Origin of the sequence: Bacillus sp. BP-3, assembly GCF_028401955.1 — a bacterium.
Lineage (GTDB): Bacteria > Bacillota > Bacilli > Bacillales > Bacillaceae_G > Bacillus_A.
This window is the reverse complement of the sequence record NZ_JAQOTJ010000001.1, coordinates 436506-452337: the sequence shown is the minus strand read 5'-3', so window position 1 is coordinate 452337 and position 15832 is coordinate 436506. Positions and strand designations below refer to the sequence as shown.

Below are 15832 nucleotides of genomic sequence, written 5' to 3'. Positions count from 1 at the left end.
AAACCTCTTTCTAATTTTGTTTATTCCCCTTTAGGATAAATATTGTGTTTTGGGATAGGCCAGCTTATGTCTACACTATCTCCGGGTTCTAAGTGTTTAGTTAACGTACGTTGTGTATTAGTTATCGCTTTATGATATGGATGATTTTGTATTAAAGTCAAATTTTCAAAGTCATTTGTTCCTCCATCATCCAGAGGAAAATTATGATGTACCTGCCATCCTTTTGGATTGTTTCCTTCTTTCATCCTTTCTATATCAGCATCCGTTAGTCCTGCTTTTTTAAGTTCGACAAGCTTAATAGGGTCATTTATTAAAGAGTTAAGAAAATCTTTTCTTACACTTCTATCGAACTCTTTTCTAAGTTGCTCAGCTTCTTCTCTTGCTCTCTTAGAATAAGTAATATCTTCAACTTTGACATCCTTCAGGTGTACATCCTCACCATATAATTTCCCAACAAAAGTATCACCATCGCTGCTGCTTTTTGTATATTGATAAGGTGATAATTTATTATTAGCTTCTTGATAAACATTACCTAGTTTATATTCCAAGGAGCTTCCACCTGCAAAAGCCGGTTCTAAACGACTTCCTAACTGAATCTCGGACATAGACGACAAACTGCTTCCCCATCTCGCGCCACTGCCTACAGCACCAGCACCTTTTGTGACAAGTGCAGCAATTGCAAAAGAAGTCAATCCGTATGCTGTTGCTTCTGTGAAGCTTTCTGCATCTCCGTATTCTACGTTCTTCACATACCAATCAGACAAAACATTTCGTATAGCGTACATCTCTTGGACTTCCTCGTCCCACTCACTTTTCAATGTTCCGATGGGATCATTCCATAGGTCGCCAATAAATTCGTATGTATCTTTAAATTTCTCTTTCTTGCCATCAACATAACTCTCCACAAAGTCCGTAAGCCCATATTTTGCATCTTCCAGTGCGTCCATTGGATCATCAACTAAGTGTCCGAAAAAGTCTGATGTTTGGTTCCATGCTTTTTTAAGTGGGTCAAAAATAGTGTCTCCTGCTGCTCTCCCGCCACCTCGCTGAAAAGCGTCCCATAACTTGCCCATCTGATTAAAATCTCCAGCGGCTTTCTCATCAACTTCACGGAATGTTTTCGCAGTTTTCTTTAATTCGAGTTCCAGGTGTTGTAAAAGTTGGACTAAATCGTCCATACTCTTCTTTTTTGAGAAAAACTCATCAAAAAAGCGTTGTCGTGCTATTCCTTCCCATGACATTTGCAGTTCGAATGTAACTTGCAAAAGTCTTTGAATGATTCTTTCTATATCTTGCCTGTTTCTTGATATAGAATCTGCGGCCGCTTCTAATTTATCTGGGTCAACGCGTACTTGTCCCAATTTATTTCCTCCCTTTTTATGTATAAAACTTCCAGTATAAGTATAACAGATTTATAGAGTTGGTACGGATATTAAGCAAAACCGAATCCTTCAGTTTTTCAACCAGTGCTTTCAGCTTTATTTTCTTGTTATTCGATAGATATCGCTTTCGACTGTTGTTAATCTTTTTTTAATGTCCTCAACTCTTACTTGCTTAGACTGATAGCCAGTGCCATCAAGTCTTTTTTCAATTCTGTCTAAACGACTGTTTACCTCAGAGAAACCAATTCTTACTTCTTCTCGAAATTCTGCTTGTTCCTTTTGCATTTCCTCTAACATTTTAAGAATTTGTTTTTCCATTTTCAACAACTCCTATTCGTTTATTATAAAGTGTCTTGTAATTTCTTAGTACTCTTTATCAACAGTTTATATAAAGCAAAACTGGGTTATCTCCTAGAAAAAAGACCGAGCATTAAGCTCGATCAAAACCATAGCTTTGTGTATCTTCACCAAATTCAGGCATTTGTGGATTTCTTCTAAATTCTTCCCAATATTTTTTAGTGGCAAGAGCTTCTCGTTCTTCTCTACGTTTTTCTGCTGCTAATTTTTTTTGATATTCTTTCTCTCGTTTTTCTTTCCAGCAATTAACTTCAATAATTTTAATTATTGGTTTGTTATTCACAACTTCATTTTTAAACAAACGCTTTACCATAGTTTTAGCATTATACCAATTTTTGTCGGTTGGCTTTTTGTATTTAACAAATTTATCGAATCGATAAGTTAGGGCGATAAAGTCTGCCACACTGCTAATTTCTGCTTCATAAACAAATTCATATTCTGAAAGTGGGTAATAAGAGCCAAAACCAGAATTTATCAATTGTTTAGTACGATCTTGATTAGAATTGTAAATTGAAATTTGAATAGTTTGTTTAGTTTCCATGATTGAATAACCTCCAGTAGTTTGTTTTCTGCTGCGGTTATTATATATTCTCGATAAAGAACGTAAAGCAAATCACAAAAAATTTTTTCAAAAAATAAAATTAGGCTAGATAGCCTGATCAATAATCTAAGTCTAATGGAATTCCTTTTCTTGATTCATCTTTATTGTAATACAAATCATACATCTCATTTAGTAATTTCCAACGTTCTTCATTCTCTAAGTTTTCAATCATACTTAATATTTCTTTAGATGTTACTTGTTTACCGTTTAACTCCTTCCCATTTTGATATTTAATCACCTGCATTTCTAAAAGATCAATTCTCCTTCCTAGAGAATAATATTGTTCTCTAAGCTCTTTTCCTAACGTATCTAATGTTTTCACAAGCGAATCAGTATTTATTTCAATTACAGCTATTCTTCTTCCAATTTCAGAATCAATCTTGTCAAAGTGTTCATGGATGCCTGAAACCGTATTCCGATTAATTCTTATAATTTTCTCTAAAATCACTTTTTCATCTACCATTTTTATTCTCCCTCCTAATTTTCATCTGTATGATTTTCAAATAAAATACAATTAAATATATATCCCTCAAATTAAAATGCAATCGTGGGCTTTCTGAATCTTCTGAGGGCTATTCTAGTTAATGACTAAAAAGGTAACTCGTCATTATTGTCTTCAAGCCAGTTATACAAAGGTATTCGCTCGCTCTTTCCTTCAAATTTCTTTTTCCCATACTTCATATCATGATGATGAGCTGTTTTCTTCAAGAATCCATAAACGTACGAATCAACGCATTTAACTTCTAAATGAATTCTTCGTTCAATAGCTTCGGACATAAATTTATTTACAATATCTAAGTATGTTTTCTTATCCCATCTTCCAATACTAAATTCTGATTGATATTTATGTACCGCTTCTAAAGTCTTCTGTTTAAAAAGAGACATTTTATTCATATTCAAAGTAGAATTGTTAAATTGAGCGTCAGCGTTATTGTTAACAATAATATTATCTTTATTATTTTTATCTTGTTCTTTTTTATTTTTCTTTTTAATAGTTGATCCCTTTTGTACAGGCTTGCCGTCACCTTTGGGTAATGCTAGGGTTTCCCTTTGGTCAAGGCTAGAGCTCCCATCTTGCTGTGCTATCTCTGGATTTGTTGATACATCCAGGTCTTCCCTTTTGTCAGAGCTAGGATTTACCTCCGAAAGTAATTCTTGAACAATCTTGTCTGTGATACTAAAGTACTTCTTAGAAGGTACTCCCATAACCTTAGTTTCAATATAACCAGCTTGCTCTAATTCCTTAATAGCTTTTAACTGCTGTTTATATGACAGAGCTGTTTCTTCTTCCAAAGTGTCACTCGTTAAAAAGAAATACTCTTTTCCCTCTTTAACTGTTAGCATACCTTTATTAGCAAAGCTTTCGTAACTTGAACATAACTGTCCAAAAATAATAGCTCCGTTAACTGATACCGTATGAGCTAGCTCTTTGTTATACATGACAAATCCGTTCCCACTTAAAACTGATATTAGTTTCATGCTTCTCTCTACTCTCCTTGACACAGAAGAAAAAGACTACATATAATACTGATGTAGAAGTTATTCTTCTGCTCTTATTTATTAAGAGATGGTGGAGCGGCCAAACTCATATACCATCTCTTTTATTTATTTTAATACACGAACAAACGTTCGTAAACACTTCAAATCCTCCACTTTGCTAAAGGAGAATGCTGTTGATATTTTTTCGCTATTTCTTCCCTAGTTAAATCTAAATAAGCTTGTTCTGTAACTGTTACAGACGAATGTCCTAAAATTCTACTTAGAGTATATAAATCTCCACCATTCATCAAAAACTGTCTTGCAAAGTTATTTCTTAGTTGATGAGGATGCACAGCTAATCCAATTCTTGCTCCTGCTTGTTTTAACTGTTTTTCAAATGATGGAATGGTCATTTCAGTATTTTTAGTTGTAGGAAAAAGAAGGCTTACTGATGTATGTCTATCTTTAAACTTTATATAATGTCTTAACTCTCGTCCCATTTGTTGGCTAAAATATACATACCGTTCCTTTCTTCCTTTTGTCTGCGTTAGCAGTATCATTCGATGTTTAAAGTCGATACTCTCTACATCCAACGCTAGACATTCTCCTATACGCATTCCTGTATCCTGAAGTAACATAACAATAACTTTGTTTCTATAACCATGAAATTTCGTGAAATCAAATTGATCCAATAATGATCTAAATTCTTCTTCTGAGATTCCAACTTTTTGTCTTCTTTCAGTTTTTATTTGCTCGATTGTCTCGACAGGATTCTTTCTAATTTCATTCTCACTAGTTAACCAATTAAAGAAAACTTTTATATTTCTAATGTAGTTATTTATTGTCACATTACTTACTTTTTTTTATAATCCGTTCTATTTTCTGGACAATTTTTCTTCCTGTTCTTCTCATTCCCAATGACTGTATACTTCCCTCTCTCTTGTACATACTTCATATACTGTCTAATGTGTCCAGTCTTCACTTTGTTTGGGTCCCCAATCTCATATTCATTCTTTAAATAGAGAATAAATAACTTCAATGATTGTTCATAAGATGACAAAGTTTTTCGAGATAAATTTTTGGATTGACAGTACACTAAAAAATCCTCCAAGTGGAATTCTAACTCAGTTAACTTCAATTTCTTCACTCCTTTTTGACAAAATAAAAAGACCAACGAATCATAAAATTCATTGGTCATTGAGTGAAAAGTTTATTGGTTTTAAAATTGATATTGAGTATAGATTTCAAGAATTCGTCGGTTTCACTAAAGAGTAAATCCTTTGCTATGTCTACCTTTAACTCGCTTTATGTTCAAGCCTTAACTTATCCGCCACCATCGCGATGAATTCGGAATTCGTCGGCTTTGCTTTTGACATGGATACTGTATAGCCAAATAAAGAAGAAATGGACTCAATATTCCCACGGCTCCAAGCAACTTCAATCGCATGACGAATTGCACGTTCTACACGACTTGCTGTTGTATTATATTTCTTTGCGATATCAGGATATAGTACTTTTGTAATTGATCCAAGCAATTCAATGTCGTTATAGACCATAGAAATTGCCTCGCGCAAATACATGTATCCTTTAATATGAGCTGGTACACCAATTTCATGAATGATACTCGTAATGCTCGCATCTAAATTTTTCGGTTTTCCATCAGATGTTGTTACAGAACGAAAAGCTGATAGCGGTCGTTTAATGGTAGCGCTTGATTTTCCACTAACTTGACGAATATGACTCGTTAAATTTTCCATATCAAATGGTTTTAAGATAAAATATGACGCCCCCAAATCAACAGCCTTTTTCGTCACATCCTCCTGTCCAAACGCTGTTAACATAATTACATTCGGTTGTTTAAAACGATCAATATGACGCATTTTTTCTAGTACTGCGAGACCATCTAAATGCGGCATAATAATATCGAGAACAAGTACATCCGGTTGTCTTTCTTTTAATAAATTTAAGCACTCTTGACCATTATACGCTACACCAATCACTTCCATATCATCCTGAGCAGCAACATAACTCTCTAACATAGATACAAGTTCTTTATTATCATCCACGAGACACACTTTAATTTTCTCCACAGCTTTTCCTCCCTAACTAATGATTTCTCCCGGCAGAAAGTATTACCTTCTAGACTACATGAATTGTTCGACAATTATGTGAAAATCCCCTTTAAAACTTTCTTAAATTCCGAAAAAATCACAAAAAAAGATTTTTATCGTCCATTTCTTAGTGTTCTTTTACATATTCCATCATATGATTACAGCCGAATATGCATGCTCTACTTTTATTTTACAACAAAAAACACCCGTTGCGAATCTTTTGTAACATTTCAACGGCTTTACAAGAAATTTTTTATCAATCAGGAGATTTCTTCTCTTCCCAACTTTAAAAAACAAACAAAAAAACAAGCTGAATACAAAGTTCAGCTTGCTTTTTTCTGATCTGTATAAATATTGATCCCTGCTTCATGTAGCATCCACTCAATATGAACACCATATCCAGATGTTGGATCATTTACGAATACGTGCGTTACAGCCCCAACTAATTTTCCATCTTGTACAATTGGACTACCACTCATTCCTTGTACGATTCCACCTGTTTTTTCTAATAAGCGTTTATCTGTAATCTTTACAACCATTCCTTTTGTTGCAGGAAACTTTTGCGGAACTGTACTTACAATTTCTATATCGAACGCTTCTACTTTATCTTGATCGATAACTGTCAAGATTTTCGCAGGTCCTTCTTTCACTTGATGAGAAAGGGCAATCGGAAGCGCTTCATCCATAATTCCATTTTTCATTTCTGTATTTAACTTACCAAAAATACCAAATGGACTATTCGTTGTAATATTACCAACAACTTCATGATCTGGTGAAAATCTTGCTAATTTCTCACCTGGATCTCCATTGCTCCCACGTTCAATAGATGTTACTGTCGAACGAACGATTTGTCCATCTTCAACTTGAATTGGTTTTTTCGTATCATTGTCAGAAATCACATGACCGAGCGCGCCGTATTTCATTGATTCTGGATGAATGAATGTCATCGTTCCAATACCTGCAGCTGAGTCACGAATGTACAACCCAATTCGATACGACTGTTCTCCACCATCTTTTTGTGGAGTTAATTTTGTTCGAATATATTTTCCCTCTCTTAGCAAAACAAGATTAAGCGATTCCCCTGTTTTCCCGCTATTATGAATAAATGGTGCAATATCACTCATTCGTTCAATTGTTTTACCATTTATTTCAGTAATCATATCCCCTACTTGTACACCTGCGAGCTCACCTGGAGATACTTTTCCTTTTTCTGTTTGAATTAAATGATGTCCTACAACAAGTACCCCTTTTGCATTTAATTTCACACCAATTGATTGTCCACCTGGAATTACTTTGAAATCTTTTAGTACTTTCACATTTACTTTTTTCACAGGTAATCCTGCAAGCTCATAAACCATATCAGCTTCTCCACTTTGATGTGCATTTACTGAAATTGTTTTTTCACTAGCAAGCCCAGAAGCAATCGTAAAAATTGTTTCATCAGTTGATTTTGTTTGAAATACAGGCAAAGAAGATACTTTTGAATCTTGATTTTGAAATATAACAAGTTGCTTTGGAAATGAAATAAACTCACGAAGCGGTTTATAACACCCAATAAAGACAAGTGAAACAAGGAGACAAATCCCTATGATTTTTCGAAATTTCTCTAATTTCAAACTTTTCACTCTCCTCGCTCCTAACCCACATTCAGCCAAGCGGCTTCACTTTTTAATGTCTCCTTGCTATCATCTCTTTATAACCGGAAGAATTAAGAAATCATTACTGTTAACAAAAAAGCTATCCATTACTGGATAGCTTCTGCTGCTTGTTTAAAACAACGCGCCTGCGAAAGCAACTCTCTTGCATGCTCCGTTGTTAAGTCAGTAATTTCCACACCAGAAATCATACGAGCAATTTCAGTTACCTTTTCATCTTGACTGAGTACAGTAACAGATGTAACCGTGCGTTCATTCGCAATTTGTTTACGAATAAATAAATGAGAATCTGCCATGGATGCAACCTGTGGTAAATGTGTAATACATAGCACTTGTGAATTGACAGAAACGCGATAAATCTTTTCAGCAATCGCCTGCGCAACACGTCCGCTTACTCCGGTGTCTACCTCATCGAAAATAACAGAGGCAACTCCTTGATGTTTAGAGAAAATACTCTTTAACGCCAATATAATACGGGATAATTCCCCTCCTGAAGCTACTTTAGAAAGTGGCTTTAACGGTTCTCCTGGATTCGTGGAAATATAAAATTCTACATTGTCATACCCATTATATGTCATTTTGACAGGAGCTCCCTCAACAAGAGGATCGTCAATTGTTCCTTCTTTTTTCTTTAGCATTACTTCGAATTTTGTTTTTTCCATGTACAGCTCTTTTAATTCTTGATGAATGGCCGTTGTTAATCGATTCGCAAGATCATGACGCAAATCACTTAGTAACGTCGCCTCTTTCACTATAAGCTGTTCGATTTCTTTTAGTTTCTTTTTCGTCGTTTCAATGTGTACATCTTTATTTTCAATCGTAAATATCTCTTTTTCAATTTCATCCGCATACGCTAAAATCTCTTCTACAGTATTTCCATATTTACGCTTTAACATACGAATTTCATTTAAACGTGTTTCAATTTCATCTAAACGATTTGGATCGTACTCCATCATATCTAATTTTTCACGGAGCTGATAAGCTACTTCTTCTAATAAATAATAACTATTTGCAATCGCATCGTAATTTTCTTGATATGCAATATCCAAATCCGTAATGCTCTCCATTTGATTCATTGCATTTCGAACATGATCTAAACCAGAACGTTCTTCCGTTAATGAACGATACGAATCACTCAATACCTTATAAATCTTTTCGAAGTTCGAAATCTTCAATCGTTCTTCTAATAAATTTTGCTCTTCATCTATTTTCAAGTCCGCATTTCGAATCTCTTCATGTTGAAATTGAATTAAATCTAGACGATGTGCCATTTGTTGCTCATTCTCTGTTAAAGAGTGCAATTGTCTTTTTAATTGCTCATATTCCCTATACACATTTTGATATTTTTCTAACTGAACTAAAATATGATCTCCCTCAAAATGATCAAGCATAAATAAATGGCGGTCTTCATTCATCAAATCTTGCGTTTCATGCTGTCCATGAATATCGACAAGCGTTTTCCCTATTTCCTTTAACGTACTCAATGTAACAAGCTTTCCATTGACACGGCATACACTTTTTCCACTGACAGAGATATCCCGTTTTAAAATGATCATGCCATCTTCAATTTCAATATCAAGTTCTTCTGCTTTCATAGCACAAGGATGCTGTTCATCTTCAATATAAAATAACCCTTCAATTTCAGCTTTATCCGTCCCATAACGTACAAATTCCGCTGAGCCACGTCCCCCAACAAGAAGACTAATTGCATCAATAATAATGGATTTTCCAGCGCCCGTTTCACCACTTAATACAGTGAGCCCTTTTTGAAAAGAAATGTTTAATGATTCTATAATAGCAAAGTTTCTAATCGATAATTCCGATAACAATGCCTCATTCACCTCGTTATTTCATTCACACTCCGCATGGGAGGCTTAAACTATTTACACATACATTCTTCCGTTACTTCTTTTTGATGGAGAATATGTTATGTAACCTGCTTCATTGTACCAAACATTTGTTTTTACGGTCAATGCAGCAATAATGATATTCTTATCTGGAAATATACATTTTCACATGCTATTCTATGATTTTTATGTCTCCATAACAAAAATATCTTGTTTGCTTATTTACTCTTCTGAGTAATAAAACAAACAAGATTCTTTTTGTTACAGCATATTTAAAAAGCGATTCGATACAACTCCTGTATCTTCAGGTGTACGGCAAATAATTAAACACGTATCATCACCGCAAATTGTGCCAATAATTTCATCCCATTCTAAATGATCTATCAGCGCACCGAGAGCATGTGCATTACCTGGTAATGTCTTTAACACAAGCATATGACCAGCTGTATCTAATTTAACAAACGAATCAACCAGATTGCGTTTTAATTTTTGAAGTGGATTAAAACGTTGATCAGCTGGTAAGCTATATTTATAGCGTCCATCATGAAGTGGTACCTTCACTAAGTGTAATTCTTTAATATCTCGTGATACCGTTGCTTGTGTTACATTAAAACCTTCGTTACGTAAAATATCCACTAGCTCGTCTTGTGTTTCAATTTCTTTATTTGCAATAATTTCTCGAATTTTAATATGGCGCTGCCCTTTATTCATATTTTTGCACCTCGCACTATCTCTTACCGTAGTTTTACCATTGTTATACTTCACTTATTTATGTTAACGTATAATCGGCTACTTGTACATAATTGTTTTTACAATCGTTATACAATTCTAACTTTCTATATGAGTAAAAAGAGGAATAACAATTGTTATTCCTCTTTTCCTTTTTGTTTCAAGGCTTCATGAGCTTCTTTCACAATTTCCTCCGCTTGAACAGGTGATTGATTTTCTCCCTGCTCACGCTCACCATACCATTTTAAATGTATTAAAAATTCAATGTTCCCGTCTCCGCCTGTAATTGGAGAAAATGTTAAGTTTTGAACATCGTAACCTTCTGCTAGCGCAAAATCGACAATCATTTCTATAACTGCTTCATGTACTTTACGGTCCCGAACAATTCCCTTTTTCCCCACTTGATCTCGCCCAGCTTCAAATTGCGGCTTAATAAGTGCTGCAACTTCACCATCAGGTGTTAACATCGTTTTCAATACAGGTAAAATTAATTTCAAAGATATAAACGATACATCAATGCTTGCAAATTGCGGTAATCCTTTTTGCAAATCAGCAGGTGTTACATAGCGAAAATTCGTCCGCTCCATTACGACAACACGCTCGTCCTGTCTTAATTTCCATGCAAGTTGGTTATACCCTACATCTAAAGCGTATGAAAGCTTCGCACCATTTTGCAAGGCACAATCCGTAAATCCACCCGTTGATGAACCAATATCCAGCATAATTTTATCTTGCAAATCTATATGAAATATCTCTAACGCCTTTTCTAATTTATATCCACCACGGCTTACATACCGCATTACTTGCCCTTTTAATGTAATTTCTGTATCTTGCGGTATTTTTTCACCAGGTTTATCTAAACGCATTTCATTTGCATATACAAGCCCTGCCATAACGGCACGCTTCGCCTTTTCTCTTGTTTCAACAAGTCCTCGTTCTACTAATAGTACATCTACTCGTTCTTTTTTTCCGCTCATTTGTTACGCCCTTTTTTGTTTTAATGGAATCATTGTACAAATACGTTCAACAACAGCATCTGTTGTTAAACCAATTTCTTCGAGAAGTTTAGAGACACTGCCATGTTCAATGAAATGATCTGGAATACCCATACACTCAATTAGCGCATTATGATATCCATGTTCACTAGCGAACTCTAACACACCAGAACCAAATCCTCCAATTAAACAAGCCTCTTCAATTGTTAAAATCGGCATATTCTTTCCTAATAACTCATGCAAGTATGCTTCGTCCATTGGCTTAATAAAGCGGGCATTTACAACCTTTACAGAAATCCCTTTCTTCTCAAGGGACTCTGCCGCTTCCATGGCCATTGGAATTGTCGTACCAAATGTTAAAATCGCTACTTGTGATCCTTCACGAAGCGTTTCCCATGTACCGATTGGAATTTCTTTAAACTCTTCATCCATAGGCACGCCAAGTCCATTTCCACGCGCGTAACGAAGCGCAATTGGTCCATCTTCGTAATTGATTGCTGTATATACCATATGTTGACCTTCGTTTTCATCTTTTGGCATCATCAAAACGATATTCGGAAGATGACGTAAAAATGCGATATCAAATATACCTTGATGCGTTTCTCCGTCAGCTCCTACTAATCCTGCTCGATCAATCCCGAAAAAGACATTTAAATTTTGGCGACATACGTCATGAACAACTTGATCATAAGCGCGTTGTAAAAATGTAGAATAGATCGCTAAAAACGGCTTCATGCCTTGCGTTGCTAGACCAGCTGCCATCGTTACTGCATGCTGCTCAGCAATCCCTACATCAAACATACGATTAGGAAATTCTTTTGCAAACTTTTCAAGCTTCGACCCAACCGGCATTGCTGGCGTCACAGCAACGACACGCTGATCATTCTTCGCTAATTTACGAACTGCTTCACTAACAACGGAACTCCATGCCGGTGCAGCTTCTTTTGGCTTTACGAAATCACCAGACTCAATTTTGTACGGTCCTGTACCATGCCAAGTTCCAATTACATCACTTTCAGCTGGCTTATAGCCTTTTCCTTTTTTCGTAATGACATGAACAAGAACAGGCCCTTTCGTTTTCTTGGCATATTGAAGATTTTCAAATAAACTTTCATAATCATGCCCATCAACAGGTCCTAAATATGTAAAGCCTAACTCTTCAAAAAACACACCCGAAACGAGTAAATACTTTAAGCTATCTTTTACTTTTTCGGCCGTTGCAGCTACTTTACCACCGACAGCTGGGATTTTTTTCAATAAGTATTCTAGTTCATCTTTTACCCATTGATATTTCCCTGCTGTACGCAAACGTCCAAGTACGTTATGCAATGCACCAACGTTTGGGGCAATCGACATTTCATTATCGTTTAAGATAACCGTCATATCTGTTTGTTCATGTCCAATATGATTGAGTGCCTCAAGTGCCATACCACCTGTTAATGCACCATCACCAATAATAGGAACAATGTACTCTTTCGTTTTCTTTAAATCACGAGCAAGTGCCATTCCCATGGCAGCAGATAAGGAAGTAGAACTATGTCCCGTTTCCCATACATCATGTTCACTTTCACAACGCTTTGGAAAACCACATAAACCTTTATATTGTCTCAATGTGCCAAATTCCTTTGCACGTCCCGTTAAAATTTTATGTACATAGGATTGATGTCCTACATCCCATAAAAATTTATCTCTTGGACTATCAAATATTTTATGCAAAGCAATTGTGAGTTCTACTACACCTAGATTTGGAGCAATATGTCCACCTGTTTGAGAAAGCTCTTCAATTAAAAACTTTCGAATATCTTCACTTAAAGCTTCTAGCTCGCTTATAGACATATCCTTCAAAAAATTAGGATTTTGAATTTGCGTCAGATCCACCAGGATCACTCACTTTCGTTTCATAATCTTTCATCATGTCAACTACTATACATCCGTAAAATATAGTTGCACTTAATTGTATTACAAAAATCAAGCATATTCTTTATTTTATCCCGCCTTAACTGGGATAAAGAAAACCCCACTGTTGGAAGTTTCACTTTATACGATGAAAAAAGAGCCGCTAACACAAAGTGATAACGGCAATGTAATCTACGTATATTTTTGCCAAAAAAAGAAAAGAAAAACCTTTGTCTACATTTATACCATAAAATCTTGAATGGCTCAACAAATGAAAACATTCTTATACTAGTGGTTGCGCTTTGCAATTAAATCACAAATTACTAACAAATATTCGTCTTGTAATTGTAAAGAAGAAATGGCCTCTTTTGCTTTCGTAATGGTTTCTTCTAAAATTTGCTTTGCTTCCGCCACTGTAAATAACGTTGTATATGTACTTTTTTCGTTTGTCATATCGCTTCCGACTGGTTTTCCAATCTCTTCTTCTATTCCTTCTACATCTAGAATATCATCACGAATTTGAAAAGCAAGTCCGACATATTTCGCAAAGGCAAGTAATTTTTCTTGTTGCCTAGCCGTAGCCCTTGATAATAATGCACCAGCTAATACGGCAAATTCTAATAAACGTCCTGTTTTATTCTTATGAATATATTCTAACTCACGAAGGTTTAATTGCTTACCTTCCGCTTCCATATCCGCAACTTGTCCACCAACCATTCCTTCTGGCCCTGCTGCTTTAGCAAGTTCTAGTGCGATGCGTAATTTTGTTTCGGAAGTAATTTCTTTATGGTCTTGCTCTGTTACAACCTGGAATGCATATGTTAACAACCCATCACCAGCTAGTACTGCCATCGCTTCACCAAATACTTTATGATTTGTTGGTTTCCCGCGGCGTAAGTCATCATCATCCATACAAGGTAAATCATCATGAATTAAAGAATATGTATGAATCATTTCTAATGCGCAAGCTGTACCTATCCCTAATTCTCTATCTTTTCCAAACGCTTGCAGCGTCGCAAATAAAAGTAACGGACGGAGACGCTTTCCGCCCGCTTCTAATGAATACACCATCGCCTCACGAAGTACCTTTGGACATTGCAAGGCGTTTGCATAACGCACAAGATTTTCTTCTACTAATGCTTTACTTTCTTTCATAAAAGCATCAAAAGTTAAATGCGTCATTATACTTCCTCTCCCAAAGTAGAAAACGGACGAAGTTCGCCATTTTCACCAAGTATGACAGCCATTTGTTCTTGCACATCTTTTAATTTTTCATCGCATAGTTTAGAAAGTTCCATACCTTCTTTGAAATACGAAATTGCTTCTTCAAGTGGAACATCACCTTGTTCGAGCTTGGAAACAATTTGTTCAAGCTTTGCAATCGCTTCTTCAAAGCTTACTTTATTTTCCATCGCCTAGTTCACGCTCCTCTATTCCCCATACATTACAGTCTAGTACACCATCTTGCATATGTACTGTAACTTCATCTCCAAGCCCAATTTCTTTTATGCTTTTTAGCACCTGTTTTTCATTATTATAAACAAGACCGTAACCTCGCATCATCACTCTAAGTGGACTTAACGTTTCTAACTTTTCTATCGCTCTTGTAAAAGCAAACTCTTTTCCTTGCAATAGAGACTGCATTTCACGTTGCAACTGCTTTTGCAATGTGTCTAACGTAAGCCTTGTTTGTTCAATTTTTTGCGTGGGGTGATGCTTCCCTAAATAAAATGACAGTTGTTGAAATTGATTCGTCTTCTTTTCTATGTAACGCTCTTTCGTTTGTATCAACTTATCAATTGTACGATCCAATTGTTCTTCCTTTTGCTCATACAATTGCTTTGGATAGCGAAACGCATATGATTTTTGTAATGCATGCAAATGCTCTTGTTTAGAGTTCAACATCTCACGCATCGCTCGCGTCAAGCGAAGTGTACGCTGCATCACTTTTTCTTCTAATTCAAGAATATGAGGAACTGCCAGTTCAGCTGCCGCTGTTGGCGTTGGAGCTCTTAAGTCCGCAACAAAATCTGCAATTGTAAAATCTGTTTCATGTCCCACAGCAGAAATGATTGGGATTTGACTAGCAAAAATTGCCCGGGCTACTGTTTCTTCGTTAAACGCCCACAGTTCTTCAATTGAACCTCCGCCGCGTCCAACAATTAACACATCGATAGCTTGCATTTCATTCGCCTTTTCGATAGCTTGTACAATTGAGGGAGCCGCAAATTCCCCTTGTACTAAAACTGGAAATACAAGTACTTTTCCAACCGGATAACGCCGGGCAATTGTCGTCATAATATCTCGAATTGCCGCACCCGTTGGTGAAGTTATCACACCAATTGTTGTTGGATAAGCAGGAATCATTTGTTTATATACTTGTGAAAACAGCCCTTCTTCTTCTAAACGAGTCTTTAATTGCTCATACGCTAAATGAAGATTCCCTACTCCATCTGGCTGCATATCCTGAATATAGATTTGGTATGAACCACTTGCTTCATAAACAGAGATTTTCCCTTTTACAAGTACTTTCATCCCGTCTTCTGGTCTGAACTTTACATTGCGATTATGACTCGCAAACATGACCGCAGCAATTCTTGCATTTTCATCTTTTAATGTGAAATACATATGACCACGGCTATGATATTTAAAATTTGAAATTTCTCCTTTTAACCAAACAGACTGTAGATGAGGGTCATACTCTATTTTAGTTTTCATATAACGAGTTAACGCTGTAACGGTTAAATATTGCTTTTCCATTTCTCTCTCCTCATAGCCGC

At 35.9% G+C, this 15832-nt stretch carries 14 protein-coding genes and 1 pseudogene; all 15 read right to left on the bottom strand.

The features are described from left to right. Window positions 1–20 precede the first annotated feature (20 nt). The 15 genes and pseudogenes from PLX19_RS02420 to xseA all read right to left on the bottom strand — a co-directional run bounded on the left by PLX19_RS02420 (window position 21) and on the right by xseA (window position 15812). Entirely contained in the window at window positions 21–1361 is a 1341-nt protein-coding gene (locus PLX19_RS02420) for a WXG100 family type VII secretion target (RefSeq protein WP_272186905.1), read from the bottom strand. Window positions 1362–1478: 117 nt separating this feature from the next. Beyond that, window positions 1479–1700 (bottom strand): hypothetical protein, encoded by a 222-nt coding sequence (locus PLX19_RS02415; protein ID WP_272186904.1) that lies wholly within the window; start codon window positions 1698–1700, stop codon window positions 1479–1481. Window positions 1701–1812: 112 nt separating this feature from the next. Next, window positions 1813–2280 (bottom strand): hypothetical protein, encoded by a 468-nt coding sequence (locus PLX19_RS02410; RefSeq protein WP_272186903.1) that lies wholly within the window; start codon window positions 2278–2280, stop codon window positions 1813–1815. Window positions 2281–2398: 118 nt separating this feature from the next. Further along, entirely contained in the window at window positions 2399–2803 is a 405-nt protein-coding gene (locus PLX19_RS02405; RefSeq protein WP_272186902.1) for a hypothetical protein, read from the bottom strand. Between the two features lie 125 nt (window positions 2804–2928). Further along, complete coding sequence (locus tag PLX19_RS02400; RefSeq protein ID WP_272186901.1) at window positions 2929–3819, bottom strand: hypothetical protein; 891 nt, start codon at window positions 3817–3819, stop codon at window positions 2929–2931. Between the two features lie 161 nt (window positions 3820–3980). Further along, window positions 3981–4957, bottom strand: a pseudogene (locus tag PLX19_RS02395) (tyrosine-type recombinase/integrase). A gap of 157 nt (window positions 4958–5114) precedes the next feature. After that, window positions 5115–5909 (bottom strand): sporulation transcription factor Spo0A, encoded by a 795-nt coding sequence (gene spo0A, locus PLX19_RS02390; protein WP_272186900.1) that lies wholly within the window; start codon window positions 5907–5909, stop codon window positions 5115–5117. Between the two features lie 344 nt (window positions 5910–6253). Further along, window positions 6254–7555: a SpoIVB peptidase gene (gene spoIVB / locus PLX19_RS02385; RefSeq protein WP_272186899.1), complete on the bottom strand. Its 1302-nt coding sequence runs from the start codon at window positions 7553–7555 to the stop codon at window positions 6254–6256. Window positions 7556–7674: 119 nt separating this feature from the next. Then, entirely contained in the window at window positions 7675–9414 is a 1740-nt protein-coding gene (gene recN / locus PLX19_RS02380) for a DNA repair protein RecN (protein ID WP_272186898.1), read from the bottom strand. Window positions 9415–9693: 279 nt separating this feature from the next. Continuing rightward, entirely contained in the window at window positions 9694–10143 is a 450-nt protein-coding gene (argR, locus tag PLX19_RS02375; RefSeq protein WP_028411221.1) for an arginine repressor ArgR, read from the bottom strand. A gap of 155 nt (window positions 10144–10298) precedes the next feature. Then, window positions 10299–11138 (bottom strand): TlyA family RNA methyltransferase, encoded by an 840-nt coding sequence (locus PLX19_RS02370; RefSeq protein WP_272186897.1) that lies wholly within the window; start codon window positions 11136–11138, stop codon window positions 10299–10301. A gap of 3 nt (window positions 11139–11141) precedes the next feature. Beyond that, on the bottom strand, window positions 11142–13034 hold the full coding sequence (dxs, locus tag PLX19_RS02365; RefSeq protein WP_272186896.1) for a 1-deoxy-D-xylulose-5-phosphate synthase: 1893 nt from the start codon (window positions 13032–13034) through the stop codon (window positions 11142–11144). A 306-nt stretch (window positions 13035–13340) separates the two neighbouring features. Further along, window positions 13341–14234, bottom strand: a complete 894-nt coding sequence (locus tag PLX19_RS02360) for a polyprenyl synthetase family protein (protein ID WP_272186895.1) — start codon at window positions 14232–14234, stop codon at window positions 13341–13343. After that, the gene (locus PLX19_RS02355) at window positions 14234–14464 is read right to left on the bottom strand and encodes an exodeoxyribonuclease VII small subunit (protein ID WP_098914750.1); all 231 of its coding nucleotides are present in this window, start codon (window positions 14462–14464) and stop codon (window positions 14234–14236) included. Before PLX19_RS02355 ends, PLX19_RS02360 begins: the two co-directional genes overlap by 1 nt. Next, window positions 14454–15812 (bottom strand): exodeoxyribonuclease VII large subunit, encoded by a 1359-nt coding sequence (xseA, locus tag PLX19_RS02350; RefSeq protein WP_272186894.1) that lies wholly within the window; start codon window positions 15810–15812, stop codon window positions 14454–14456. The genes PLX19_RS02355 and xseA overlap by 11 nt, the downstream gene beginning before the upstream one ends. Between the last annotated feature and the right edge of the window lie 20 nt (window positions 15813–15832).